Genomic DNA, 26,531 nt, shown 5'->3' with positions numbered 1-26,531 from the left:
AGCGGCTCGCCTGGGCCGCCCGGGGGAGCGGTGCCGGGGCCAGCCGTCGGGGCGCGGGCGGTGACGTCGCGGCGGCCCCGCCGCCCGCGCGCCGCGGCGGTGCGAGCGGCGGCCCGGCGCCTGGTCGTTGCGTCATCCGCCGGACGGTCCCCGGCCGCGCCGTGGCTTCCGGCGTCCCCTTCGCGTACCTTTGACGGCTGCCCAGCACGTCAGAAGGGGGCCCGGTGGCCGCACAGGCGCAACAGGACTCAGCGGTCGACTCGGTGCACGACTCCGTACGGGAGGAGTCCGTGCGGGAGGACTCCGTACGGGACCGAGAGATCAGCGTGGAACAGGCACACCTGGACCGGGTGTACCGCCGCCTCGAGGAGAAGATCCACGAGGCCGAGTTCCTCATGAACGACGCCGCGCAGCGCGGCCAGGTCGGCACGCCCGGCGCGCTGGCCGAGCGCGACGCGCAGGTCTTCCGGGCCGGCGTCCACCTCAGCCGCCTGAACAACGAGTTCGAGGACTTCCTCTTCGGCCGCATCGACCTGCTCCTCGGCAAGGACGGCAAGAAGGGCCCCGACGGTGCCTACACCGCCGTCGAGCCCGCCGAGGGCGCCCTCAGGCCCGACCACACCGCCGACATCGCCGAGACCCTGCACATCGGCCGGATCGGTGTCCTGGACGAGGACTACACCCCGCTGGTCATCGACTGGCGGGCGCCCGCCGCCGCCCCCTTCTACCGGTCCACGCCGGTCGACCCGGGCCGGGTCGTGCGGCGCCGGGTGATCCGCTCCAAGGGACGGCGCGTCCTCGGCGTCGAGGACGACCTGATGCGGCCCGAGGTCAGGGCGAGCCTGGCCGGCGAGGAGCTCGCGGTCGTCGGCGACGGCGCCCTGATGGCCGCCCTCGGCCAGGCCCGCACCCACTCCATGCGGGACATCGTGGCCTCCATCCAGGCCGAGCAGGACCTGGTGATCCGCGCCCCCGCCGCCTCCGTGACCTACGTCGAGGGCGGCCCCGGCACCGGCAAGACCGCCGTCGCCCTGCACCGCGCCGCCTACCTGCTCTACCAGGACCGGCGCCGCTACGCCGGCGGCATCCTCATCGTCTCGCCGACCCCGCTGCTGGTGGCGTACACCGAGGGCGTGCTGCCCTCCCTCGGCGAGGAGGGGCAGGTCGCCATCCGCGCCATCGGCTCCCTGGTCGACGGCGCCGAGGCCATCCTGTACGACTCGCCGGCCACCGCCCGCGCCAAGGGTTCCTCGCGCATGCTGAAGGTGCTGCGCCGGGCCGCACGCGGCGCGCTGGAGCCGGAGGGGTCGCCGACGCTGCTCCGGGTCGTCGCCTTCGGCCGCCGCCTCGAACTGGAGGCCGAGGAGCTGGCCGGCATCCGCCGCACCGTGCTGGGCGGCACCGCGCCCGTCAACCTGCTGCGCCCCCGCGCCCGCCGGCTGCTCCTGGACGCCCTGTGGGCCAAGTCGGGCGCGGCCGGCCGGCACTCCGACCCGGAGCTGGCCGCCGAACTGCGGTCCTCCTTCGACGAGGACGTCAGCACCGAGGACTCCTTCCTCGCTTTCCTCGACGCCTGGTGGCCCGAGCTGACCCCGGCCGCCGTACTGACGGCGATGGCGGACGAGCGGCAGCTGGGCCGCTGGGCCCGGCGCGTGCTGAACCCGGGCGAGGTCCGCAAGGTGGCCCGCTCGCTGCGGCGCGAGGGGTACTCCGTGCACGACGTCGCCCTGCTCGACGAGCTCCAGGCGGTCCTCGGCGCCCCGGCCCGCCCCCGCAAGCGGCGCGAGCTGGACCCGCTGGACCAGCTCACCGGCCTGGAGGAGCTGATGCCGCAGCGCGAGGAGACCCAGCGGGAGCGCGCCGAGCGTCTCGCGCAGGAGCGCACCGAGTACGCGCACGTCATCGTGGACGAGGCCCAGGACCTCACGCCCATGCAGTGGCGCATGGTCGGCCGCCGGGGCCGGCACGCCACCTGGACGGTCGTCGGTGACCCGGCCCAGTCCTCCTGGTCCGACCCCGACGAGGCGGCGGCGGCCCGCGACGAGGCCCTGGGCACCCGCCCGCGCCGCCGCTTCGAGCTCACGGTGAACTACCGCAACCCGGCCGAGATCGCCGAGCTGGCGGCGAAGGTGCTGGCCCTCGCCATGCCGGGCTCCACCTCCCCGGCGGCCGTCCGCTCGACGGGCGTGGAACCGCGTTTCGCGGTCGTACGCGACGCGATGGAGGAGACGGTCCGGGCGGAGGCGGCCCGGCTGCTGGACCTCGTCGACGGCACCGTCGGCGTCGTGGTCGCCATGAACCGCCGCGAGGAGGCCCGGCGCTGGCTGGCCGGGCTCGGCGACCGCGTGGTGGCGCTGGGCAGCCTGGAGGCCAAGGGCCTGGAGTACGACGCCACGGTCGTCGTCTCCCCGGCCGAGATCGCCGACGAGTCGCCCGCCGGGCTGCGCGTGCTGTACGTCGCGCTCACCCGGGCCACCCAGCAGCTGACGGTCGTCTCCGGCGAGCGGGACGAGCCGGACGCCGCAGGGGTGCCGGACCTGCTGCGGGACTGAGCCACCGGAACACGCGAGAGGCCCGCGCCGTCGGACGGCGCGGGCCTCTCGTCTTCGTTTAAGTGGCACCGACCCGCCATGCTCGCCTCGCGGCAAGTGGTCGCTCGTAGCGACGATGGTTGGGCCCGGGGGCTTGGATCGAGCCGGTGCCACGTCCAAGGTAACAAACGATCCCCGCAAGACAATTCCCGTCCCTGGCGTTCTTTCCCGGGTTCCGGCGACCTCTTCCCCCGACGGTCAACTTCTCGTATGGTGGAAGTCGTTTTCCGAAAGTGGTGCGAACATAAAGTTCGCAATCCGGGGCGGCTACCACGTACTCGGTGGTAGGTGCGACGATCGGACGGCACAACCCAGTTACACGGTGAAAGCAGAGGAAGTCGGCCATGGCAACGGCGCCCAGCGTCTCCTACTCGATGACGGTCAGGCTGGAGGTGCCCGCCGGCGGAACAGCGGTCTCGCAGCTCACCACGGCGGTCGAGTCCTCCGGAGGCTCCGTCACCGGCCTCGACGTCACGGCGTCCGGCCACGACAAGCTCCGGATCGACGTCACCATCGCCGCCGGCTCCACCGCGCACGCCGACGAGATCGTGGAGCAGCTGCGCGGCATCGAGGGCGTCAGCCTGGGCAAGGTCTCGGACCGTACCTTCCTCATGCACCTCGGCGGCAAGATCGAGATGGCGTCCAAGCACCCCATCCGCAACCGCGACGACCTCTCCATGGTCTACACGCCGGGCGTGGCCCGCGTCTGCATGGCGATCGCCGAGAACCCCGAGGACGCCCGCCGCCTCACCATCAAGCGCAACTCCGTTGCGGTCGTGACGGACGGCTCCGCGGTCCTCGGCCTCGGCAACATCGGCCCGAAGGCCGCGCTGCCGGTGATGGAGGGCAAGGCGGCCCTGTTCAAGCGGTTCGCCGGCATCGACGCCTGGCCGATCTGCCTGGACACCCAGGACACCGACGCGATCGTCGAGATCGTCAAGGCCATCGCCCCGGGCTTCGCCGGCATCAACCTGGAGGACATCTCCGCGCCGCGCTGCTTCGAGATCGAGGCCCGCCTGCGCGAGGCCCTGGACATCCCCGTCTTCCACGACGACCAGCACGGCACCGCCATCGTCGTCCTCGCCGCCCTGACCAACGCGCTGCGCGTGGTGGACAAGCCGATCGAGAACGTGCGGGTCGTCATGTCCGGCGCCGGCGCCGCCGGTACGGCCATCCTCAAGCTGCTGCTGGCCGCGGGCGTCAAGAACGCCGTCGTCGCCGACATCCACGGTGTCGTGCACGCGGGCCGCGCCGACCTGGTCGACGCCGCCCCGGAGTCGGCGCTGCGCTGGATCGCCGACAACACCAACCCCGAGGGCCTCACCGGCACCCTCAAGGAGGCCGTGCACGGCGCGGACGTCTTCATCGGCGTCTCCGCCCCCAACGTCCTGGACGGGGACGACGTGGCCGCCATGGCGGACGGCGGGATCGTGTTCGCGCTCGCGAACCCGGATCCCGAGGTCGACCCGGCCGTCGCCCGCCAGAGCGCGGCGGTCGTGGCCACCGGCCGCTCCGACTTCCCGAACCAGATCAACAACGTGCTGGTCTTCCCGGGTGTCTTCCGCGGCCTGCTGGACGCCCAGTCCCGCACGGTCAACACCGAGATGATGCTGGCCGCCGCGCACGCCCTGGCGGACGTGGTGACCGAGGACGAGCTGAACCCGAACTACATCATCCCGAGCGTCTTCAACGACAAGGTCGCCGGTGCCGTCGCGGGTGCCGTCCGCGAGGCGGCCAAGGCGGCCGGAGTGGTGGCGTAGGTCTCCCCGCCGGGGGCAGGCGGTCTGTGCCGTGGTGATGAGGAACACCACGGCGGGCCGCCCCACCGGCGCGTCGCGGAACGGCGGGCCTCGTGCCGCCCTCTAGGGTGGCGCAAGGCTCAGGCCCTCTCCATCGTGTGACTCCCAAGGGTGTTCTCACGACTCCTGGGGGTGCCGGATTGGCTTTACCGCCGCAGGTGGAGGCAGGATGCCTCCCTGGGCGCGAGGGTCTGACGACCGACCCGGGTCCGGGGAGTGTCCGAGGCCCCTGGCAGCATCGGCATCGCTGTGCCCATCATGCGGCTCCGCCGCGTGGCACGCCTCAACGGCAAGAAGAACACGGGAGTAACAACATGAACCGCAGTGAGCTGGTGGCCGCGCTGGCCGACCGCGCCGAGGTGACCCGCAAGGACGCCGACGCCGTGCTGGCCGCGTTCGCCGACGTCGTCGGCGACATCGTCTCCAAGGGCGACGAGAAGGTCACCATCCCCGGCTTCCTGACCTTCGAGCGCACCCACCGTGCCGCTCGCACCGCCCGCAACCCGCAGACCGGCGAGCCGATCCAGATTCCGGCCGGCTACAGCGTCAAGGTCTCGGCGGGCTCGAAGCTCAAGGAAGCCGCCAAGGGCAAGTAAGCGCTCCGCTTGGAGTGCCGGGGGCTGCGCGGATCGTTCGTTCGGGATGCGGTCGTTTCGCGGCTGCGGGTCGCTCGTGGCTGGTCGCGCAGTTCCCCGCGCCCCTTTCGGGGCGCGCTTCTCCACACGCCGATGGGGCGGTCACCCGAGTCCGGGTGACCGCCCCATCGGCGTTGTGCCGCCGTTCAGCCGAGTGCCTTGCCCGGGAGTTCCACCTTCGCGCCGAGCTCGACGAGCTTCTCCAGGAAGTTCTCGTAGCCGCGGTTGATCAGGTCGATGCCGTGGACCCGGGAGGTGCCCTGGGCCGCGAGGGCGGCGATCAGGTACGAGAAGCCGCCGCGCAGGTCGGGGATGACCAGGTCGGCGCCCTCCAGCTTGGTCGGGCCGGAGACGACGGCCGAGTGCAGGAAGTTGCGCTGGCCGAAGCGGCAGTCGGAGCCGCCCAGGCACTCGCGGTAGAGCTGGATGTGGGCGCCCATCTGGTTGAGCGCGGAGGTGAAGCCGAGGCGGGACTCGTAGACCGTCTCGTGGACGATCGACAGGCCCGTCGCCTGCGTCAGGGCGACCACCAGGGGCTGCTGCCAGTCCGTCTGGAAGCCGGGGTGCACGTCCGTCTCCAGGGCGATGGACTTCAGCTGCCCGCCCGGGTGCCAGAAGCGGATGCCCTCGTCCTCGATCTCGAAGGCGCCGCCCACCTTCCGGAAGGTGTTCAGGAACGTCATCATCGACCGCTGCTGGGCGCCGCGGACGTAGACGTTGCCCTCGGTCGCCAGCGCCGCCGAGGCCCAGGAGGCGGCCTCCAGGCGGTCCGAGAGGGCGCGGTGGTTGTAGCCGCCGAGCTCGTCCACACCGGTGACGCGGATGGTGCGGTCGGTGTCCATGGCGATGATCGCGCCCATTTTCTGCAGGACGCAGATCAGGTCCTCGATCTCCGGCTCCACGGCCGCGTTGGACAGCTCGGTCACGCCCTCGGCGAGCACCGCCGTCAGCAGCACCTGCTCGGTCGCGCCGACGGACGGGTACGGCAGCCGGATCTTGGTGCCGCGCAGCCGCTGCGGGGCCTCCAGGTACTGGCCGTCCGCACGCTTCTCGATCTTCGCGCCGAACTGCCGCAGCACCTCGAAGTGGAAGTCGATGGGCCGGCCGCCGATGTCGCAGCCGCCCAGGCCCGGGATGAAGGCGTGCCCGAGGCGGTGCAGCAGCGGGCCGCAGAACAGGATCGGGATGCGCGACGAACCCGCGTGGGCATCGATGTCGGCGACGTTCGCGCTCTCCACGTGCGAGGGGTCCATCACCAGCTCGCCGGGCTCCTCGCCCGGGCGGACGGTCACCCCGTGCAGCTGCAGCAGCCCGCGTACGACCCGCACGTCGCGGATGTCCGGCACGTTGCGCAGCCGGCTCGGCGCACTGCCCAGCAGGGCGGCCACCATGGCCTTCGGCACGAGGTTCTTCGCACCGCGGACCCGGATCTCGCCCTCCAGCGGGGTTCCGCCGTGGACAAGCAGTACGTCATCAGCGCCGTTGACGGTCATGAATCTCGCGTTCCGTGGGGTTCGGGCAGGGGCCAGAAGGGAAAGGGTAATCGCCTTGTACCCCCGCCCAGTAAGTCCGCGCAGGGTCGGACGATGTCATAGATTTGTCACAACACGTGGCGTTCACCGGCGCGCACGGGGGGTCACGGCCGAGGAGCGTGCGCGGGGTGCGTGTTCACCCTCGTGCCCCCGATTGCCTCCCCACGGCGGGGGAACATGCGGGATCATGTCAGGCATGACCGAGGTGTCCTCGCTCACGGGGCGGCTGCTCGTGGCAACGCCCGCCCTGGCGGACCCGAATTTCGAGCGTGCGGTGGTGCTCCTCCTCGACCACGACGAGGAGGGCTCCCTCGGTGTCGTCCTCAACCGTCCCACACCGGTCGACGTCGGCGACATCCTGGAGGGCTGGGCGGACCTGGCGGGCGAGCCCGGCGTCGTCTTCCAGGGCGGCCCGGTCTCCCTCGACTCGGCGCTCGGCGTCGCCGTGGTCCCCGGCGGGGCGTCCGGCGAGCGGGCGCCGCTGGGCTGGCGCCAGGTGCACGGGGCGATCGGTCTGGTCGACCTGGAGGCGCCGCCGGAGCTGCTGGCGCCGGCCGTGGGCGCCCTGCGGATCTTCGCCGGGTACGCGGGCTGGGGCCCCGGCCAGCTGGAGGACGAGCTGGGGGAGGGCGCCTGGTACGTGGTCGAGTCCGAGCCCGGCGACGTGTCCTGCCCGATCCCCGAGAAGCTCTGGCGCGAGGTGCTGCGCCGCCAGCGGGGCGACCTGGCCATGGTGGCGACGTATCCGGACGACCCGTCGCTCAACTGAAGCGTGTGAGCTTCAGTACCCTTGGCGGTTATGAGCACTCTCGAGCCCGAGCGCGGGACTGGTACGGGGACCCTCGTAGAGCCGACGCCGCAGACCTCCCACGGCGACGGTGACCACGAGCGCTTCGCCCATTACGTCCAGAAGGACAAGATCATGGCGAGCGCCCTCGACGGCACCCCCGTCGTGGCGCTGTGCGGCAAGGTCTGGGTACCGGGCCGCGACCCGAAGAAGTACCCGGTCTGCCCCATGTGCAAGGAGATCTACGAGTCCATGAGCGGCGGCGGGGACGAGGGCAAGGACGGCGGCAAGAAGTAGCCGCCCTGCCCGTACAGCCCCTCTGAACTTCCCGAAGGCCCCCGGAGTGTGCCCGCGCGCACTCCGGGGGCCTTCGCGTTGTCACGAAGTGGTTGAGACCTCTTGTGGACATGTTCATGTACTCCATAACCTCCTGGGTGTTGTGCAGAGCGAAACCGTCATTGCATATGCTGCAACGCACGTCCGGAGGATCACTCCATGAAGCTCGCCCCACGCCTGGCCGTACTGCTGGCCGCCGCCGTCGTCACCGCGACCGCCTGCGCCCCCCAGACCTCCGACAACTCCTCCTCCGGCAAGGACGAGAAGACCGGGACGCTGAGGGTCTGGCTCTTCCAGGAGGTCAACAACAAGCCGAAGGAGAAGGTCGTCGACGCGGTCCTCGCCGGTTTCGAGAAGGCCCACGAGGACACGAAGGTCACCGTCGAGTACATCCCGGTCGAGACCCGCGCCCAGCGCATCAAGGCCGCCTTCAACGACCCCGACAGCGCCCCCGACGTCATCGAGTACGGCAACACCGACACCGCCGGGTACGTGAAGGACGGCGGACTCCTCGACGTCACCGAGGAGTTCGAGGCCTGGGACGAGGCCGCCGACACCGACCCCACCGCCCGCCAGTCGGTCACCGTCGACGGCAAGGTCTACGGAGCCCCCTACTTCGTCGGCGTCCGCGCCCTGTACTACCGCACCGACGTCTTCGACGAACTCGGCCTCAAGGCCCCCAGGTCGATGGACGAGCTGGCGACCACCGCGAAGAAGATCCGGGCCGAGAAGCCCGGCCTGTACGGCATCGCCGTCGGCGGCGCCTACACCTACGGCGCGATGCCCTTCGTCTGGGCCCACGGCGGCGAACTCGCCACCGGCAAGGGCGGCTCGTACGCCTCCGCCGTCGACGGCGCCGCCGCCCGCGAGGGCATAGAGGCGTACACCTCCCTCTTCGGCGACGACAACTGCCCCGCCGCCAAGTGCGCCGGCATGGGCGGCAACGACACCGTCACGGCGTTCGCCTCCGGCAAGGCGGCCATGGCGATCGCGGGCGACTTCAGCCGCCAGGCCGTGGAGGCGGGCGAGGTCAAGGGCAAGTACGCGGTCGTGCCGCTGCCGGGTGTGAAGCCCGGCTCGGTCGCCCCGGCCTTCGCGGGCGGCAACAACATCGGCGTACTCAAGTCCACTTCGCACCGCACCCTCGCCGTGGACCTGATGAAGCGGCTCGCGTCGAAGCAGGCGCAGGGCGAACTGTTCGACGCGATGGGCTTCCTGCCCACCTTCACGGACGTACGGCAGCGGGTGGCGGCCGAGGAGCCGTTCGTGAAGCCGTTCGTCGACACGCTCGCCGCGGGCACGAAGTTCGTGCCGGCCTCGGCGGCGTGGGCGACGATCGACTCGTCGCAGGTGCTGCCGACGATGTTCCAGGAGGTGGTGAGCGGCAAGAAGGACGTGGGCGCTGCCGCCGGGGACGCGGCTCGGAAGATGGACGAGGCGTTTGGCTCCGCCGGATGAGGGGGGCGCCCTCCAGCTCGGGGGGTGCGGTGGGTTTGCGGCCGCGGGTCGTTCGTGGCTGGTCGCGCAGTTCCCCGCGCCCCTTCGGGGGCTCCTCCAGTACCCCATGGTTGTATCTCGCGCCTGCTCTTGTCGTCCTTGGTGGGTTGCTCGTCTACCCCGTCTACCAGCTCGGGCTGATCTCTTTCCTGGAGTACACCCAAGCCCAGGTGTCCGGTGGGGAGCCGACCACCTTCCGGGGGTTCGGGAACTACGCCGAGCTGTTCGGGGACCCGCAGTTCTGGCGGGTGCTGGTGGCCACCGTGGTGTTCGCGGCCGCCTGTGTGGTGTCGACGCTGGCCGTCGGGTGCGCGCTCGCCGTGCTGCTCACGCGGGTGCGGGCCGTGCCGCGGCTGGTGCTGATGCTCGCCGCGCTGGGCGCCTGGGCGACCCCGGCGGTCACCGGGTCGACGGTGTGGCTGCTGCTGTTCGACCCGGACTTCGGGCCGGTCAACCGGCTGCTCGGGCTCGGCGACCACTCCTGGACGTACGGGCGCTACAGCGCCTTCGCCCTCGTCCTGCTCGAAGTGGTGTGGTGCTCGTTCCCGTTCGTCATGGTGACCGTCTACGCCGGTATCCGCGCGGTGCCGGGCGAGGTGCTGGAGGCCGCCGCGCTGGACGGCGCCTCGCAGTGGCGGATCTGGCGGTCGGTGCTGGCGCCCATGCTGCGGCCCATCCTGGTCGTCGTCACCATCCAGTCGGTGATCTGGGACTTCAAGGTCTTCACCCAGATCTACGTCATGACGAACGGCGGCGGCATCGCCGGGCAGAACCTCGTCCTGAACGTGTACGCCTACCAGAAGGCGTTCGCGTCCTCGCAGTACAGCCTCGGCTCGGCGATCGGCGTCGTGATGCTGCTGATCCTGCTCGCCGTGACGCTGGTCTACCTGCGGCTGCTGCGCCGCCAGGGGGAGGAACTGTGAATCTTCCGTCGCGTCTTCCCCGCGTGCGTGTGCGCCGTCCGTGGCGGCTGGCGGCCGAGGCGTCGGCGCTGCTGGTCGCCGTCGTGGTGGCCTTCCCGCTGTACTGGATGGTGCTGAGCGCCTTCAAACCGGCCGGGGAGATCGAGTCGAGCGAGCCGCGGCCGTGGACGCTGACGCCCACGCTGGATTCCTTCCGTCGGGTCTTCGGGCAGCAGGAATTCGGCCGCTACTTTCTCAACAGTCTGCTCGTGGCCGGCACCGTCGTGGTCGCCTCGGCGCTGATCGCGTTCCTCGCGGCGACCGCGGTGACGCGTTTCCGGTTCCGTTTCCGGACCACCCTGCTGATCATGTTCCTGGTGGCCCAGATGGTGCCCGTGGAGGCGCTCACCATCCCGCTGTTCTTCCTCATGCGGGACTTCGGGCAGCTGAACACGCTGGGTTCGCTGATCCTGCCCCACATCGCCTTCTCGCTGCCCTTCGCGATCTGGATGCTGCGGGGTTTCGTGAAAGCCGTACCGGAGGCCCTGGAGGAGGCCGCCTACATCGACGGGGCGAGCCGGGCGAGATTCCTGTGGCAGATCCTTTTCCCGCTGGTCTTCCCGGGACTGGTGGCCACCAGCGTCTTCTCCTTCATCTCGACCTGGAACGACTTCCTGTTCGCCAAGTCGTTCATCATCAGCGACACCTCCCAGTCGACGCTGCCGATGGCGCTGCTGGTCTTCTACAAGCCGGACGATCCCGACTGGGGCGGCGTGATGGCGGCCTCCACGGTGATGACGATTCCGGTGCTGGTCTTCTTCGTACTCGTGCAACGACGACTCGTCTCCGGCCTCGGCGGAGCGGTTAAGGACTGACGTGACCGACGTACTTCCCCAGCCACAGCAAGTGTCGCCCCAGGAGGGCGCGTTCTTCGATCTTCGTCCGGACACCCGGCTGGTGGCCGATGACGGCGCCGAACGCACCGAGCGCTGGCTGCGTGCCACGCTGGGCGCGGCCACCGGCCTGCCGCTGGCGCCCGGAGCGGGCGGCGGCGGCACCGTACGGCTGGCCCTCGACGCCGCACTGCCCGACGAGGGCTACCGTCTCGACGTCGCACCGGGGGGCGTGCACCTCGCCGGCGGCGACCCGGCCGGCCTCTTCTGGGGCGCCCAGACGCTGCGGCAACTGCTCGGCCCGGACGCCTTCCGGCGCGCCCCCCTGCCCGGCCGCCGGTGGCGGCTGCCGGCGGTCCGGATCGAGGACGCCCCCCGCTTTCGCTGGCGCGGAATGATGCTGGACGTCGCCCGGCACTTCATGCCCAAGGAAGGCGTCCTGCGCTACCTGGATCTGATGGCGGCCCACAAACTCAACGTGCTGCACTTTCACCTGACGGACGACCAGGGCTGGCGGGTCGAGATCAAGCGGCACCCCAGGCTCACCGAGATCGGTTCCTGGCGCTCGCGCACCAAATTCGGTCACCGCGCGTCACCCTTGTGGGAGGACAAACCCCACGGCGGCCACTACACCCAGGACGACATCCGGGAGATCGTCGCCTACGCCGCCGAGCGCCACATCACCGTCGTCCCCGAGATCGACGTACCGGGGCACTCGCAGGCCGCCATCGCCGCGTATCCGGAACTCGGCAACACGGACGTCGTCGACACCACCGCCCTCTCCGTCTGGGACACCTGGGGCGTCTCCCCGAACGTACTCGCCCCGACCGAGGACACCCTGCGCTTCTACGAGGGTGTCTTCGAGGAACTCCTGGAGCTTTTCCCGTCGGAGTTCGTCCACATCGGCGGCGACGAATGCCCCAAGGACCAATGGCGCCGTTCGGCCACCGCGCAGGCCCGCATCCGGGAACTCGCGCTCGCCGACGAGGACGAACTCCAGGCCTGGTTCATCCAGCACTTCGACACCTGGCTCGCCGAACGCGGACGCCGGCTCATCGGCTGGGACGAGATCCTGGAGGGCGGACTGGCCAAGGGCGCGGCCGTGTCCTCCTGGCGCGGGTACGCGGGCGGGATCGCCGCCGCGCGCGCGGGACACGACGTGGTGATGTGCCCCGAGCAGCAGGTGTACCTCGACCACCGGCAGCACGCCGGCGAGGACGAGCCCGTGCCGATCGGTTTCGTGCGCACCCTGGAGGACGTCTACCGGTTCGAGCCGGTTCCGCCGGAGCTGACGCCGGACGAGGGCAAACACGTGATCGGCACCCAGGCGAACGTGTGGACCGAGGTGATGGAGAACCAGCAGCGGGTGGACTACCAGGTGTTCCCCCGGCTCGCCGCGTTCGCCGAGGTCTCCTGGAGCGCCCTGCCCGCCCCGGCCGAGCGGGACTTCACCGCCTTCGAGCGCCGGATGGCCGCCCACTACCGGCGACTTGACGCCCTGGGCGTCGCCTACCGGCCGCCCGGCGGCCCGCTGCCCTGGCAGCGGCGGCCCGGCGTCCTGGGCCGGCCGATCGACGGGCCGCCGCCGAACAAGTAGGACTTCCCGCCCCTTTCCTCCCCTTCCCGCCTCCTCCCCTCCACCTCCGGCGCTTGCCCGATGTTCGTAGAAGATGTGCGAAAACGGGTTATCTCACCGCTGAGACGGGCGAATGCCTCCTAGCGGACCCCCGCGTTCGGGCCCTGCGAAGATGTGCCAGAGTTGCCACGTCCGCCCTGTGAGGTCGTACGGTACGGCCACATGGGCGGGACCAGGTGGGACAGCGGGAAGGGGCAGTCGGTTTGACCACGCACGCACCGCAGGCGGCGCAGTCCGTCACGCTGCCCACAACACTGGACGAGGCCGTGGCGGCGCTGGCCGCCATACCCGCCGCCGTGCCGGTCGCGGGCGGCACCGATCTGATGACCGCCGTCAACTCCGGCCAGCTCAGGCCCGCCGCGCTGGTGGGTCTCGGCCGGATCAGCGAGATCCGCGGCTGGCAGTACCAGGACGGACACGCCCTGCTCGGCACGGGACTCACGCACGCCCGCATGGGCCGCCCCGACTTCGCCGCGCTCATCCCGGCGCTCGCGGCCGCCGCGCGCGCCGCCGGACCGCCGCAGATCCGCAACGCCGGCACCCTCGGCGGCAACATCGCCTCCGCCGCCCCCACCGGGGACGCGTTGCCGGTGCTGGCCGCCCTGGAGGCGACGCTGATCATCGCGGGCCCGGACGGCGCCCGCCGGGAGATGCCGGTCTCGCACCTGCTGGCCGGCATGGAGATGCTCCGCGCGGGCGAGCTCATCGGCTACGTGCGCGTGCCGCTGCTGCACGCCCCGCAGGTCTTCCTGAAGGCGACCGGTCGCACCGGTCCGGGCCGGGCGACGGCCTCCGTCGCGCTGGTCCTCGACCCCGCCCGGCGCGGGGTGCGGTGCGCCGTCGGCGCCATCGCGCCGATGCCGCTGCGGCCCCTGGAGGCCGAGCAGTGGGTGGCCTCGCTCATCGACTGGGACAACGGCCGCGCGATCGTCCCGGAGGCGCTGCACGCCTTCGGCGAGTACGTCGCCGCCGCCTGCATCCCCGACGCGGCCCCGGCGGAGGACGGCTCCGTACCGCAGCTGCCGCCCGCCGTACTGCACCTGCGGCGCACCGTCGCCGCGCTGGCCCGACGAGCACTGGGGAGGGCGCTGTCGTGACCGACGACCAGCACGGCGACCAGCACGGAGGGGGCACGCCCCCGAGCGGGGGCCGCTGGGACCCGCTGCCCCAGGGCGACTACGACGACGGCGCCACCGCCTTCGTGAAGCTCCCCGAGGGCGGTGTGGACGCGCTCCTGGCCTCCGCCGACAGCCCGCTCGCCGCGCCCGGGCACGGCTACGTGCCGCCGCAGATCACGGTGGCGCCCGCCACCACCGCCGGCACCGACCCGGCGGCCACCGGCACCTGGGCGATGCCGGCCGCGCCCGTGGACGGCGCCCAGTGGCACGCCCCGGACGCCGGCCAGGGGCCCGCGGGCCCGCACGGGCAGTCGTACGGCGAGTACGCGCCGCAGGACCCCTACGGCGGGGCGGCACCGTACGACGCCGACGCCGGGCAGGGCGACCGGTTCGCCTACCGGCCCCAGGCCACCGGCCAGTGGGACTTCTCGGAGGCCGCGGCGGAGAGCGCGGCGCCCGAGTCCGGTGCGTCCGGTACCGCGCCCGGCCAGGACGTGACCGGCCAGTGGTCCATTCCCGTCGCCGGCGGCGACCTTCCGGACGAATCGGGCGAGTTCACCCAGTCGTCCCTCGCCGAGCAGTGGGGCGGCACCGCACCGGCCACCCTGCCCGGCGGGGCTCCCGCGCCCTGGGCGACCCAGTCGGCCGGGCAGCCGTGGGGCGAGCGCGCGGTCACGCCCGCGCCGGGCACCGAGGAGCGGCCGGCCGAGGCGGCTCCGCCCGCGGCCCCGGGGAACGTGGCCGACACGGCGTCGACCGGCGAGTACCGGTCGCACGACTTCCCGGGCTCCGACCCGCAGGAGCACGACGGCTTCCGGGAACACGGCGAGTACCAGGAACACGGCGAGTTCCAGCGGCCCGACGATCCTCAGGGGGTCGGTGAGGCGTCTGAGGGCCCCGCAGAGGGCCCGGCGCGCACCGCCGATGGTCCCGGCCCGGAAGCGGTGCGGGAGCCCGCTGAGGAGCCCACGACGGCCCCCGCGCCCGACGCCCCCGACCCGGAGCGCGACCTCCATCTCGGGGACGGTGCGGAAGCGGGGCGGGAGGCGGATGCCGCTCGGGCACCCGAAGCCGTGCCGGCGCCGGAACCCGAGGCACAAGAACCCCCGCGGGAACCCGCCGGCGTCCGTCCGCCCGGTCACGCGGCCGTGCCCGACGCGGCACCCGAGGCGCGCCCCGGCGACGACGACCGGTCCCACCCGACCGACACGGACGCCGTCCCGACCGCTGCGGCCACCCCGGCCGACGCGACGGACGCGGCCGAGCCGGGCCCCTCCGGTCCCTCCGGCCCTTCCGGCCCGAACGAGGAACACCCCCTCGCCTCCTACGTCCTGCGCGTCAACGGCACCGACCGGCCCGTCACCGACGCCTGGATCGGCGAGTCGCTGCTGTACGTGCTGCGCGAGCGGCTCGGCCTCGCGGGCGCCAAGGACGGCTGCTCGCAGGGCGAGTGCGGTGCCTGCAACGTGCAGGTCGACGGACGGCTGGTCGCCTCCTGCCTGGTACCGGCCGTGACCTCGGCCGGCAGCGAGGTGCGCACGGTCGAGGGCCTGGCCGCCGACGGCCGGCCCTCCGACGTGCAGCGGGCGCTCGCCCGCCGCGGTGCCGTGCAGTGCGGCTTCTGCGTGCCCGGCATGGCGATGACCGTGCACAACCTCCTGGAGGGCAACCCGGCGCCGACCGAGCTGGAGACCCGGCAGGCGCTCTGCGGCAACCTGTGCCGCTGCTCCGGCTACCGGGGTGTCCTGGAGGCGGTCAAGGAGGTCGTCGCCGAACGCGACGCGCACGCCGCCGCCGAGGCGCCCGGGACGGACGCCGAGGAGCCCCGCATCCCGCACCAGGCGGGTCCCGGCGCGGGCGGCGTCAACCCGTCGGCCTTCGAGCCGCACGACCAGCCCTACGACGACCAGCCCCACGGCCAGGACGGAGGCCACGCGTGAGCAACGACGCCGCGACTGCGGAGGCCGAGGGAACCACGGAGACGGCCCCCGCCCCCGAGCCGATCCCGCACGGCATCGGCGCCTCCCTGCCGCCCGCCGACGCCCGCGCCAAGACGGAGGGCACCTTCCCCTACGCCGCCGACCTGTGGGCCGAGGGCCTGCTGTGGGCGGCCGTACTGCGCTCCCCGCACGCGCACGCGCGCATCGTGTCCATCGACACCACCCACGCGCGCGAGATGCCCGGCGTACGGGCGGTCGTCACGCACGAGGACGTGCCCGGCGCCCCGCTGCACGGACGCGGCTCCCGGGCCGACCGGCCGGTGTTCGCCTCCGAGGTCGTACGCCACCACGGCGAGCCCATCGCCGCGGTCGCCGCCGACCACCCGGACACCGCGCGGATGGCCGCCGCCGCCGTCATCGTCGAGTACGAGGTGCTCGACCCGGTCACCGACCCGGAGCAGGCCTTCGAGGCCGAGCCGCTGCACCCCGACGGCAACCTGATCCGGCACATCCCGCTGCGGCACGGCGACCCGGAGGCGGCCGGCGAGGTCGTCGTCGAGGGCCTGTACCGCATCGGCCGTCAGGACCCGGCGCCCATAGGGGCCGAGGCGGGCCTGGCCGTACCGCGTCCCGACGGCGGGGTGGAGCTGTACCTGGCCTCCACCGACCCGCACGGCGACCGGGACGCGGCCGCCGCCTGCTACGGCCTGCCGCCCGAGCAGGTGAAGATCGTCGTCACCGGGGTGCCCGGCGCCACCGCCGACCGCGAGGACCAGGGCTTCCAGCTGCCGCTGGGGCTGCTGGCGCTGAAGACCGGCTGCCCGGTGAAACTGACCGCCACGCGCGAGGAGTCCTTCCTCGGCCACGTCCACCGACACCCCACCCTCCTGCGCTACCGCCACCACGCGGACGCCGAGGGCCGGGTCGTCAAGGTCGAGGCGCAGATCCTGCTCGACGCGGGCGCCTACGCCGACACGTCCTCGGACGCCCTGGCCGCCGCGGTCGCCTTCGCCTGCGGTCCGTACGTCGTCCCCAACGCCTTCATCGAGGGCTGGGCGGTACGTACCAACAACCCGCCCTCCGGCCACGTGCGCGGCGAGGGCGCCATGCAGGTGTGCGCCGCCTACGAGGCGCAGATGGACAAGGTCGCCAAGAAGCTCGGCCTGGACCCGGCCGAGGTGCGCCTGCGCAACGTCCTGGCCACCGGCGACGTCCTCCCCACCGGCCAGACGGTCACCTGCCCGGCGCCGGTCGCCGAACTCCTCCAGGCCGTGCGCGACTTCCCGCTCCCCGCGCTGCCCAAGGACACACCCGAGGACGAGTGGCTGCTGCCCGGCGGCCCCGAGGGCGCGGGCGAACCGGGCGCGGTGCGCCGGGGCGTCGGCTACGGCATCGGCATGGTGCACATGCTCGGCGCGGAGGGCGCCGACGAGGTCTCCACGGCCACCGTGAAGGTCCAGGACGGCGTGGCGACGGTGCTGTGCGCGGCCGTCGAGACCGGCCAGGGCTTCACCACGCTCGCCCGGCAGATCGTGCAGGAGACCCTCGGTGTCGACGAGGTGCACGTGGCGCCCGTGGACACCGACCAGCCCCCGGCCGGCGCGGGCTGCCGCGGCCGCCACACCTGGGTGTCGGGCGGCGCGGTGGAACGGGCGGCCAAGATGGTCCGCACCCAGCTCCTGCAGCCCTTGGCCCACCAGTTCGGCATGTCCACCGAACTGCTCCAGATCGCCGACGGCAAGATCACCTCGTACGACGGCGTGCTGTCGACCACCGTCGCCGAGACGCTGGAGGGCAAGGAGCTGTGGGCCACCGCCCAGTGCCGCCCGCACCCGACGGAGCCCCTGGACGAGACCGGCCAGGGCGACGCGTTCGTCGGCATGGCCTTCTGCGCGATCCGCGCGGTGGTCGATGTCGACATCGAGATCGGCTCGGTGCGCGTCGTGGAACTGGCCGTCGCCCAGGACGTCGGCCGGGTCCTGAACCCGGCCCAGCTCACCGCCCGGATCGAGGCGGGCGTCACCCAGGGCGTCGGCATCGCGCTCACCGAGAACCTCCGCACGCCCCGCGGCCTGATCCGCCACCCCGACCTCACCGGCTACGCCCTCCCGACGGCGCTCGACACCCCCGACATCCGGATCGTGAAGCTCGTCGAGGAACGCGACGTGGTCGCCCCCTTCGGCGCGAAGGCCGTCAGCGCGGTCCCGGTGGTCGCCTCCCCGGCGGCCGTCGCCTCCGCGGTACGCGCGGCCACGGGCCGCCCGGTCAACCGCCTCCCGATCCGGCCGCAGGCCGCGGTGGTGACGGGAAACTGATCCGCCCGCGCGCGTGAGGCAACGCGCGGGGCGCGGAGCGCGTCTGTACGGGAGACGGGCGCGTCCGGTGTGCCGGGCCGTTGTCAGTGGTGCCCCCTAGGCTGCGAAGCGGCGGGGGACGGCTGAGGCTCCCACCGCACGGAGCGCGCTCACGCACACTCGGGGGAGAAGATGCACGAGGTCAGCACGGACACGGCGGACACGGCGACGCGGACACCTGCGCGCGTGCCGCTGTTCTGGACGTCGGCGGCGGTGATCGGCTGCCTGCTCGTGTCCGCGGGCCGCCGTACGGTCTCCGGTCTCGCCCTGGACCTGTCCTACCGCGTGCTGACCGGCGAGTTCGGCCGGGGCCGCGTGGCCCGGTACGAGGACATCGACTTCCCGCCGGCCCTCACCCACGAGCCCACCCGCCGCTTCCTGAGCGAGACGGGCCTGCCGGAGGACGCGTTCCCGCTCGCGGCGGACGACGACGGGATACCGCTGCCGACCCTGGCGGAGCACTACGGCGCCGGGGCCCCGGGCGAGGCGGCCGCCCAGCTGGTCCGGCTCGGCGGGCTGCCCGACGGCAGCGACGTGGTCGTGGACGGCCCGACCGGCACGGTGCTGACCTGGCACCCGTCCGACACGAGCCTGCGCCCGCTCACCCCGGACGTCTCGACGCTCGTCTTCACGCTGTGGCTGCTGCGCCGCGCGGGCGCGGTGGAGGCGTAACGACGGCGGTCGTACGACCAAGGTCCCGGTCCCGTGCCGCCTCCCGACAGGGGTCAAAGCCCACTTCGGCCCTTACTCTGCCCCGATGGCGGGCGTGGCGGGGGCGTGGGTGGCGACCAGGCTGCGGGAGCGGTGAGCCCGCGCCGGCCCCGGGGCGCACGGGGCGGCTGTGACGTCCGTCCCACCCGGGGGTGACCCGCCCCGCCGCGGACGCCGCTCGCCCCGGGGCGCCGGTAGGGTGGCCCGGTTGTCATACGTGGCCGAGCCGTTCTACCCCCTTCGGAGACCGTGACTACCACCGCCAGCTCCAGCACCTCGCACCACCTCTCCCCGGCCTTCCCCGGCCGTGCCCCGTGGGGCACCGCCAGCAAGCTGCGGGCCTGGCAGCAGGGGGCGATGGAGAAGTACCTCCAGGAGCAGCCCCGGGACTTCCTCGCGGTCGCCACCCCCGGCGCCGGCAAGACGACCTTCGCGCTGACGCTGGCGTCCTGGCTGCTGCACCACCACGTCGTGCAGCAGGTCACCGTCGTCGCGCCCACCGAGCACCTGAAGAAGCAGTGGGCGGAGGCCGCGGCCCGCATAGGGATCAAGCTGGACCCGGAGTACAGCGCGGGTCCGCTCAGCCGCGAGTACCACGGCATCGCCATCACCTACGCCGGCGTCGGCGTGCGCCCGATGCTGCACCGCAACCGCTCCGAGCAGCGCAAGACCCTCGTGATCCTGGACGAGATCCACCACGCCGGTGACTCCAAGTCCTGGGGCGAGGCCTGCCTGGAGGCCTTCGAACCGGCCACCCGGCGCCTCGCGCTCACCGGCACGCCCTTCCGCTCCGACACCAACCCCATCCCCTTCGTCGCGTACGAGGAGGGCAACGACGGCATCCGCCGCTCCGCCGCCGACTACACCTACGGCTACGGCTCCGCGCTCGCCGACGGCGTCGTCCGTCCCGTGATCTTCATGAGCTACAGCGGCAACATGCGCTGGCGCACCAAGGCCGGCGACGAGATCGCGGCCCGGCTCGGCGAGCCCATGACCAAGGACGCCGTCAGCCAGGCCTGGCGCACCGCGCTGGACCCGCGCGGCGAGTGGATGCCGGCCGTGCTGCGCGCCGCCGACCAGCGGCTGACCGAGGTCAGGAAGGCCATCCCGGACGCCGGCGCCCTCGTCATCGCCGCCGACCAGGACTCCGCCCGCGCCTACGCCAAGCTGATCCGCGAGATCACCGGCAGCAAGGCCACCGTCGTCCTCTCCGACGACGTGGGCGCCTCGAAGAACATCGACACGTTCAGCCAGAGCACCGACCGGTGGATGGTCGCCGTCCGCATGGTGTCCGAGGGCGTCGACGTGCCGCGCCTCGCGGTCGGCGTCTACGCGACCACCATCTCCACCCCCCTCTTCTTCGCCCAGGCCGTCGGCCGCTTCGTACGGTCCCGGCGGCGCGGCGAGACCGCCTCCGTCTTCCTGCCGACCGTGCCCGACCTGCTCACCTTCGCCAACGAGATGGAGCGCGAGCGCGACCACGTCCTCGACCGGCCCAAGAAGGAGGGCGAGGAGGACCCCTACGCCGAGTCCGAGAAGGAGATGGACGAGGCGAACCGGGAGCAGGACGAGGACACCGGCGAGCAGGAGCAGTTCTCCTTCGAGGCGCTGGAGTCCGAGGCGACCTTCGACCGGGTCATGTACAACGGCGCCGAGTTCGGCATGCAGGCCCACCCGGGCAGCGAGGAGGAGCAGGACTACCTCGGCATCCCCGGGCTGCTGGAGCCCGACCAGGTGCAGCTGCTGCTCCAGAAGCGGCAGGCCCGGCAGATCGCGCACAGCCGCAAGAAGCCCGACGACGAGGCCGACCTGCTCGAACTGCCCGCCGAACGGCGGCCGGTCGTCTCCCACAAGGAGCTGATGGAGCTGCGCAAGCAGCTCAACACCATGGTCGGCGCCTACGTCCACCAGAGCGGCAAGCCGCACGGCGTGATCCACACCGAGCTGCGCCGCGTGTGCGGCGGCCCGGCCAGCGCCGAGGCCACCGCCGGGCAGCTGCGCCAGCGCATCGCCAAGGTGCAGGAGTGGGCCACACGCATGAAGTGACGGGCGGGGTGCGGGAGGCGTCCCGCGTGCGCTGTACGTACCCGGACAAACACAGCCAGTCCACGCCGGTCTCCGCCCGGATTCTGGACGGAGCCTTCCGCTGAGCGGACCTGGTCGCTACTGTCCCGCTACGCACACGCCCCGTGGCAGCGCCGCCGCGGAGCGCAGCCGTGAAGCGACTGGGCCGGGCACAGGGCCGGGCCGTCAGCCGATCGGCGGCCTCTGAAGCGCGTCACTGACGGGACTCGGTGACGCATCCGCCGCGAGGGGGCCGCCGCCTCACCACTAAGGAGTGGGCGTCGTGACCGCGGAGACCTCTCAGACGCTCGACCGGGGCCTGCGGGTCCTCAAGCTGCTGGCCGATACGGACCACGGGCTGACCGTCACCGAGCTTTCCCACAAACTGGGCGTGAACCGGACTGTCGTGTACCGGTTGCTCGCCACGCTGGAGCAGCACGCACTCGTACGCCGTGACCTGGGCGGACGTGCCCGGGTCGGTCTCGGTGTGCTGGGGCTCGGCCGCCAGGTGCACCCCCTGGTGCGCGAGGCGGCGATGCCCGCGCTGCGGTCGCTGGCCGAGGACATAGGGGCGACGGCCCATCTGACGCTGGTGGACGGGGCGGAGGCGCTGGCCGTGGCCGTCGTCGAGCCGACCTGGACGGACTACCACGTGGCCTACCGGGCCGGATTCCGGCATCCACTGGAGCGGGGGGCCGCGGGCAAGGCGATCCTGTCCGCGCGGCAGTACGTGCAGCCCGCCGAGGAGGAGGGGGAGTGGCCCGGCTACGCCCTCACCCACGGGGAGCTGGAGGCCGGCGCCTGCGGGGCGGCGGCGCCGCTGCTCGGGGTGACGGGGGTGGAGGGCAGCGTCGGCGTGGTGATGCTGTCGGAGGTGGTGCCGGAACGGGTGGGAACACGGGTGATGGACGCGGCGAGGGAAGTGGCGGAGGCATTGCGCTAACCCCCCAGCTGCGGGCAGTCGTGCCTCCCCCAGTGCCTGAACGGCCTGGGAGGTACCCCCAGGGCGGCACGGGTGGGCGGTGGGGGTACCTCCCGCTCATGGGGGTACCTCCCGCGCGAGCGAAGCCGAGCGTGGGGGAGAAGCCGAGAGTGGGGGAGGCACCCCGACGCGCCGGGCTGCGCGCCCCACCCGACCTCGGCACCGACGCAGGGTGCGCGCAGTCACCGCGGCTGCCCGCCCCCCTGCGCGGCAGCGCCCTCGCGTTAGATTGACTCCGTGCTCTCTCGTCTCACGCGCCCCCAGGCCCTCGCCGTCTGCGCTCTGCCCGTCGTGGCGCTGCTCGCCACCGCCGCCCTCGCGCCGTTGCCCTTCTCCGTGGCGCAGCCGGGACTGACGGCCGACGTGCTCGGCGAGAACCGGGGCGAGCCGGTGATCACGATCAAGGGCGCGCCGACGCACGAGACGAGCGGCCAGCTGCGGATGACGACCATCGAGGCGACCGGCCCGGACGCCGGCGTCCACCTCGGCGACGTGATCGGCGGCTGGTTCGACACCGACCGGGCCGTGATGCCCCGCGACGCGGTCTACCCGAGCGGCGACGACGTCCAGGAGATCGAGCAGTACAACGAGGAGCAGATGCGGGAGTCCCAGGACACCGCGACCACCGCCGCCCTGGACCACCTGAACCTCGACCCGGCGGACGTCGACGTCGACCTGCGCCTGGAGGACGTCGGCGGCCCCAGTGCCGGTCTGCTCTTCTCCCTCGGCATCATCGACAAGCTGGCCGCCGGCGACCTCACCGGCGGCAAGGTCGTCGCCGGCACCGGCACCATCACCACCGGCGGCAAGGTCGGCCCCGTCGGCGGCGTACCGCTGAAGACGCAGGCCGCCCGGCGGGACGGGGCCACCGTCTTCCTCGTACCGAAGGCGGAGTGCTCGGACGCTCAGGCCGAGCTGCCCAAGGGGCTCCGGCTGATCCCCGTGACCACCCTCGACGGCGCGGTCGACGCGCTCGACGCCCTGCGTTCGGGCAAGGGTGAGGTCCCCACCTGCTGAACGCCCCTCAGCCCTCCTTCACGAAGCCCTTCTCGATCATCCAGTCCAGCGCCACCTGGTGCGGGTCCTCCCCGTCCACGTCGACCCTCGCGTTCAGGTCCCGCGCGACATCGTTGTTCAGCGCCTCGGTCACCGGCGCGAGCACCGACGCGATCGCCGGCCACTTCTTCAGGGTGTCGGTGCGGACCATCGGGGCGGCGTTGTAGTTCGGGAAGAACTTCTTGTCGTCCTCCATCACCACCAGGTTCATCGACTTGATCCGCCCGTCGGTGGTGTACACCTCGCCGTAGGTGCAGGCGCCGTCGGCGGTCTGGGTGTAGATGATCCCGGTGTCCATCTCCGTGACGTTCCCGGCCGGGATGTCCATCCCGTACGCCTTCTCCATGCCGGGCAGCCCGTCCGCGCGGTTGGCGAACTCGACCTCCACGCACAGCGTCACCGCGCCCGGGTCGGTCTTCGACAGTTCGGCCACGTCGGAGAGCGTCTTCGTGCGGTACTTCTCGTAGTTGGCCTGGTTCATGGCCAGCGCGTACGTGTTGTTCAGCTCGGCCGGCGGCAGCCAGGTCAGCCCGTTCTTCAGGTCCTCCTTGCGCACCGCCTCCCACTGCTCGCGCGGGTCGGGGATGGGCTCGCTGTGCCCCAGGTACGTGATCCAGGCGGTGCCCGTGTACTCGTACGTGGCGTCCGCGTCGCCGTTCTCCACCGCCGCCCGGGTGCCCACGGAGCCCTGGATGCCGGTGCGGTCCAGGACCTCCGCGCCCGCCGCCTGGAAGGCGATGCCCATGATCGCGCCGAGCACGAGCTGCTCGGTGAACTGCTTGGACACCACGGTCAGGTCGGCGCCCTTCAGCGGCCGTCCCTTCCCGATGGTGCCGGGCTCCACGTCGTCGACCATGGGGGAGCCGCTGGTCAGTCCGCAGCCGGAGGCCGCCACCAGCAGCGCCGCCGTCAGCAGCCACGTACGGCGTCGCCCGCCTCCGGCACCGGGTCGCGCGCTCATGTCCGCACCTCCAGGCCTCGGGGCCGCAGCAGCATTTCGGCGAGCGAGGCCAGCCAGTCCACCAGGAGCGCGAGGGCCACCGTGAGGATCGAGCCGAGGACCAGCACCGGCATCCGCTGGCTGGTGATCCCCGTGGTGATCAGCACGCCCAGGCCGCCGCCCCCGCCGAAGACGGCCAGCGTCGCCGTGCCGACGTTGAGGACGAGGGCGGTGCGCACCCCGGCCAGGATCAGCGGGACGGCCAGCGGCAGCTCCACCCGCGTGAGCACCCCCAGAGGGGACATGCCGATGCCGCGGGCCGCCTCCAGCAGCGTCGGGTCGTTGGCCTTCAGACCCGCGATGGTGTTGGAGAGCACCGGCAGGACGGCGTAGATGATGATGCCGATCAGGGCGGCGCGGCGGCCGATGCCCAGCCAGATCACCAGGAGCGCCAGCAGACCGATCGCCGGGGTCGCCTGGCCCATGTTGGCGAAGGCCATCGCCACCGGGGTCGCCTTCCGGAACATCCGGCGGGTGAGCAGGATGCCCAGCGGGATGGCGATGATCAGCACGAAGAAGGTGGAGATCACGGTCAGCTGCACGTGCTGCCACAGCGCCTTGGTCACCTGGCCGTCGGAGAGCGCGTTGCGGCTGAGCGCGTCCAGGTCGGCCTGCCGGAACCACAGCCAGGTCGCCAGCAGCACGGCCACCAGGAGCGCGGGCAGGAAGGTCAGCTTCCGCCAGCCGACCCGCCGCCGGGTCGCCGCCGGGGACGGGGGAGGCGGCTCGTGCTCATACTCGTCCCGGTCCTCGTCCTCGTAGGCCGGTTCGTCGGTCTCCGGCCGCCGACCGGAAGTACTCACGCCTTCGCCTCCCCTCCGAAGCCTCCGAAGCCCTCCTGCTCCGCATGGGTCTGTCCGGCCCGCGTCTCCTCCAGGTCGTGCTGGTGCTCCAGCGCGTCCAGCCGGTCGGCCTCCAGCAGCTCGTGCACGGAGTTCAGCAGCGTCTCCATGTCGACGACGCCCTCGTACTCGCCGCGCCGCCCGGTGACCGCCACCCGCCCCGTGTTGTCGGTGAGCACCGCCTCCAGCGCGTCCCGCAGGGTCGCGTCCCGGGTCACCGTGTCGTGGACCAGCGTCCCGGCCCGCGCCAGCGAGCCCTTGGCCCGCATCAGGTCGCCGCGCCTGAGCCACTTGTAGGGCCGGCGGCGCCGGTCGAGGAGCAGGATCTCGTTGGTGCCGGCCGCCCGGAGCTGGTTGAAGATGTGCTGGAGCGGGTCCTCGACGGTCACCGTCGGGTAGTCGGTGATGCCGACGTCCCGTACGCGGGTCAGGTTGAGCCGCTTCAGCGCCGCCCCGGCGCCCACGAAGCCGGAGACGAAGTCGTCCGCCGGGTTGGTGAGGATGGCCTCGGGGGTGTCGAACTGCGCGATGTGGGAGCGTTCGCGCAGCACCGCGATCCGGTCGCCCAGTTTGATCGCCTCGTCGAAGTCGTGGGTGACGAAGACGATCGTCTTGTGCAGCTCGTGCTGGAGCCGGATCAGCTCGTCCTGGAGGTGGTCCCGCGTGATCGGGTCGACCGCGCCGAACGGCTCGTCCATCAGCAGCACCGGCGGATCGGCGGCCAGCGCCCGCGCCACGCCCACCCGCTGCTGCTGCCCGCCGGACAGCTGACGGGGATAGCGGCCGTGGAACTCCCCGGCGTCGAGACCGACCAGGTCGAGCATCTCCTCCACCCGGGACCGGATGCGGGACTTCGACCAGCCGATCATCTTCGGTACGAGCGCGATGTTCTGGGCGACGGTCATGTGCGGGAAGAGGCCGGAGGACTGGATCGCGTAGCCGACCTTGCGGCGCAGCTTGACCGGGTCGATGTCGGTGACGTCCTCGCCGTCGATGCGGATGCGGCCGCCGCTGGGCTCGATCAGCCGATTGATCATCTTCAGGGTGGTGGACTTCCCGCAGCCCGAGGGGCCGACGAAGATGACCGTCTCGCCCGCCTGGATCTGCATCGACACGTTCTCGACGGCCGGCTGCGGGTTGCCCGGGTAGCGCTTGGTGAGGGCCTCCAGCTCGATGGTCGCCCCGGTGGCTTGGGCCTGACCGTTCTCAGACACGGATCCCCCTCGGGATGGTCAGCCGTCCCAGCAGGACGTACGCGGCGTCGAACAGCAGCGCCAGGATGATGATCCCGAGCGTGCCCGCGAGCACCAGGTTGAGCGCGTTCTTGCTGCCCAGCGAGGCGATCCCGCGGAAGATCTCGTTGCCGAGGCCCGGCCCGGAGGCGTAGGCGGCGATCGCGGCGATGCCCATCAGCATCTGCGTGGAGACCCGGATGCCGGTGAGGATCGGCGGCCAGGCCAGCGGCAGCTCCACCCGCAGCAGCCGGGCCGCCCGCGACATGCCGATGCCCTTGGCCGCGTCCACCAGCGCCGGGTCGACCCCGCGCAGGCCGACGATCGAGTTCCGCACGATCGGCAGCAGCCCGTACAGCGTCAGCGCCGTCACCGTCGGCGGCACCCCGAGGCCCACGATCGGGATGAGCAGACCGATCATGGCCAGCGACGGGATGGTCAGGATGGTCGAGGTGCCCAGCGTCGCCAGGTTCCCCGCCCAGTCGCTGCGGTACGTGAGGACGCCGATCAGCACGCCGATCAGGGTCGCCACGACCATGCACTGGAAGACGGCGCTGGCGTGCTGGTAGGCGTCGGCGAGCAGCTGCTGGTGGCGGCTGCCCAGGAACTCCCAGAAGTTCACCT

21 protein-coding genes are annotated in these 26,531 nt (G+C 72.3%); 16 read left to right on the top strand and 5 right to left on the bottom strand.

Annotation, left to right across the window (positions count from 1 at the left end):
- Positions 1 to 224: 224 nt before the first annotated feature.
- The 3 genes from AMK11_RS05685 to AMK11_RS05675 all read left to right on the top strand — a co-directional run bounded on the left by AMK11_RS05685 (position 225) and on the right by AMK11_RS05675 (position 4,986).
- On the top strand, positions 225 to 2,552 hold the full coding sequence (locus AMK11_RS05685) for a HelD family protein (protein WP_073723665.1): 2,328 nt from the start codon (positions 225 to 227) through the stop codon (positions 2,550 to 2,552).
- Between the two features lie 383 nt (positions 2,553 to 2,935).
- Entirely contained in the window at positions 2,936 to 4,351 is a 1,416-nt protein-coding gene (locus AMK11_RS05680) for an NAD-dependent malic enzyme (RefSeq protein ID WP_073723663.1), read from the top strand.
- Between the two features lie 353 nt (positions 4,352 to 4,704).
- The gene (locus AMK11_RS05675; protein ID WP_003990598.1) at positions 4,705 to 4,986 is read left to right on the top strand and encodes an HU family DNA-binding protein; all 282 of its coding nucleotides are present in this window, start codon (positions 4,705 to 4,707) and stop codon (positions 4,984 to 4,986) included.
- Positions 4,987 to 5,171: 185 nt separating this feature from the next.
- On the opposite strand, the gene murA is transcribed toward AMK11_RS05675, so the two are convergent.
- On the bottom strand, positions 5,172 to 6,518 hold the full coding sequence (murA, locus tag AMK11_RS05670) for a UDP-N-acetylglucosamine 1-carboxyvinyltransferase (RefSeq protein WP_073723661.1): 1,347 nt from the start codon (positions 6,516 to 6,518) through the stop codon (positions 5,172 to 5,174).
- A gap of 235 nt (positions 6,519 to 6,753) precedes the next feature.
- Here murA and AMK11_RS05665 point away from each other — a divergent pair, with 235 nt between their 5' ends.
- The 13 genes from AMK11_RS05665 to AMK11_RS05605 all read left to right on the top strand — a co-directional run bounded on the left by AMK11_RS05665 (position 6,754) and on the right by AMK11_RS05605 (position 22,794).
- The gene (locus tag AMK11_RS05665) at positions 6,754 to 7,326 is read left to right on the top strand and encodes a YqgE/AlgH family protein (protein ID WP_073723659.1); all 573 of its coding nucleotides are present in this window, start codon (positions 6,754 to 6,756) and stop codon (positions 7,324 to 7,326) included.
- Between the two features lie 30 nt (positions 7,327 to 7,356).
- The gene (locus tag AMK11_RS05660; RefSeq protein WP_073723657.1) at positions 7,357 to 7,641 is read left to right on the top strand and encodes a DUF3039 domain-containing protein; all 285 of its coding nucleotides are present in this window, start codon (positions 7,357 to 7,359) and stop codon (positions 7,639 to 7,641) included.
- A gap of 198 nt (positions 7,642 to 7,839) precedes the next feature.
- Entirely contained in the window at positions 7,840 to 9,138 is a 1,299-nt protein-coding gene (locus AMK11_RS05655; RefSeq protein WP_073723655.1) for an extracellular solute-binding protein, read from the top strand.
- Positions 9,135 to 10,100: a carbohydrate ABC transporter permease gene (locus tag AMK11_RS05650; RefSeq protein ID WP_073723653.1), complete on the top strand. Its 966-nt coding sequence runs from the start codon at positions 9,135 to 9,137 to the stop codon at positions 10,098 to 10,100. The genes AMK11_RS05655 and AMK11_RS05650 overlap by 4 nt, the downstream gene beginning before the upstream one ends.
- Positions 10,097 to 10,954 carry a carbohydrate ABC transporter permease gene (locus AMK11_RS05645; RefSeq protein ID WP_073723651.1) on the top strand — a complete coding sequence of 286 codons (858 nt, stop codon included), beginning with the start codon at positions 10,097 to 10,099 and terminating at the stop codon, positions 10,952 to 10,954. Before AMK11_RS05650 ends, AMK11_RS05645 begins: the two co-directional genes overlap by 4 nt.
- A 1-nt stretch (position 10,955) precedes the next feature.
- The gene (locus AMK11_RS05640; protein ID WP_073723649.1) at positions 10,956 to 12,569 is read left to right on the top strand and encodes a beta-N-acetylhexosaminidase; all 1,614 of its coding nucleotides are present in this window, start codon (positions 10,956 to 10,958) and stop codon (positions 12,567 to 12,569) included.
- 242 nt (positions 12,570 to 12,811) lie between these two features.
- A complete protein-coding gene (locus AMK11_RS05635; RefSeq protein ID WP_073723647.1) occupies positions 12,812 to 13,705 on the top strand; it encodes an FAD binding domain-containing protein in 894 nt (297 codons plus the stop codon).
- Entirely contained in the window at positions 13,702 to 15,666 is a 1,965-nt protein-coding gene (locus AMK11_RS05630; RefSeq protein WP_073723645.1) for a 2Fe-2S iron-sulfur cluster-binding protein, read from the top strand. The genes AMK11_RS05635 and AMK11_RS05630 overlap by 4 nt, the downstream gene beginning before the upstream one ends.
- Positions 15,663 to 17,981 (top strand): xanthine dehydrogenase family protein molybdopterin-binding subunit, encoded by a 2,319-nt coding sequence (locus tag AMK11_RS05625; protein WP_073723643.1) that lies wholly within the window; start codon positions 15,663 to 15,665, stop codon positions 17,979 to 17,981. The genes AMK11_RS05630 and AMK11_RS05625 overlap by 4 nt, the downstream gene beginning before the upstream one ends.
- Before the next feature lie 171 nt (positions 17,982 to 18,152).
- Entirely contained in the window at positions 18,153 to 18,692 is a 540-nt protein-coding gene (locus AMK11_RS05620) for an SUKH-4 family immunity protein (protein ID WP_073723641.1), read from the top strand.
- Positions 18,693 to 18,980: 288 nt separating this feature from the next.
- Positions 18,981 to 20,777 carry a DEAD/DEAH box helicase gene (locus tag AMK11_RS05615; protein WP_073723639.1) on the top strand — a complete coding sequence of 599 codons (1,797 nt, stop codon included), beginning with the start codon at positions 18,981 to 18,983 and terminating at the stop codon, positions 20,775 to 20,777.
- Positions 20,778 to 21,078: 301 nt separating this feature from the next.
- Complete coding sequence (locus tag AMK11_RS05610) at positions 21,079 to 21,738, top strand: IclR family transcriptional regulator (RefSeq protein WP_073723637.1); 660 nt, start codon at positions 21,079 to 21,081, stop codon at positions 21,736 to 21,738.
- A 276-nt stretch (positions 21,739 to 22,014) separates the two neighbouring features.
- Positions 22,015 to 22,794 carry a S16 family serine protease gene (locus tag AMK11_RS05605; RefSeq protein WP_073723635.1) on the top strand — a complete coding sequence of 260 codons (780 nt, stop codon included), beginning with the start codon at positions 22,015 to 22,017 and terminating at the stop codon, positions 22,792 to 22,794.
- Positions 22,795 to 22,801: 7 nt separating this feature from the next.
- Here AMK11_RS05605 and AMK11_RS05600 read toward each other — a convergent pair whose 3' ends face one another.
- Genes AMK11_RS05600 through AMK11_RS05585 form a run of 4 tightly spaced genes read right to left on the bottom strand, consistent with a single transcriptional unit; the run spans position 22,802 to position 26,529 of the window.
- The gene (locus AMK11_RS05600; RefSeq protein ID WP_073723633.1) at positions 22,802 to 23,794 is read right to left on the bottom strand and encodes a glycine betaine ABC transporter substrate-binding protein; all 993 of its coding nucleotides are present in this window, start codon (positions 23,792 to 23,794) and stop codon (positions 22,802 to 22,804) included.
- Positions 23,791 to 24,636 (bottom strand): ABC transporter permease, encoded by an 846-nt coding sequence (locus tag AMK11_RS05595; protein WP_073723631.1) that lies wholly within the window; start codon positions 24,634 to 24,636, stop codon positions 23,791 to 23,793. The genes AMK11_RS05600 and AMK11_RS05595 overlap by 4 nt, the downstream gene beginning before the upstream one ends.
- Positions 24,633 to 25,889 (bottom strand): betaine/proline/choline family ABC transporter ATP-binding protein, encoded by a 1,257-nt coding sequence (locus AMK11_RS05590; protein WP_073723629.1) that lies wholly within the window; start codon positions 25,887 to 25,889, stop codon positions 24,633 to 24,635. The genes AMK11_RS05595 and AMK11_RS05590 overlap by 4 nt, the downstream gene beginning before the upstream one ends.
- Positions 25,882 to 26,529: an ABC transporter permease gene (locus tag AMK11_RS05585; protein ID WP_073723627.1), complete on the bottom strand. Its 648-nt coding sequence runs from the start codon at positions 26,527 to 26,529 to the stop codon at positions 25,882 to 25,884. The genes AMK11_RS05590 and AMK11_RS05585 overlap by 8 nt, the downstream gene beginning before the upstream one ends.
- Positions 26,530 to 26,531 lie beyond the last annotated feature (2 nt).

It is taken from the genome of Streptomyces sp. CB02414, assembly GCF_001905385.1.
GTDB lineage: Bacteria > Actinomycetota > Actinomycetes > Streptomycetales > Streptomycetaceae > Streptomyces.
This window is presented reverse-complemented; position numbering and strand designations above follow the sequence as displayed.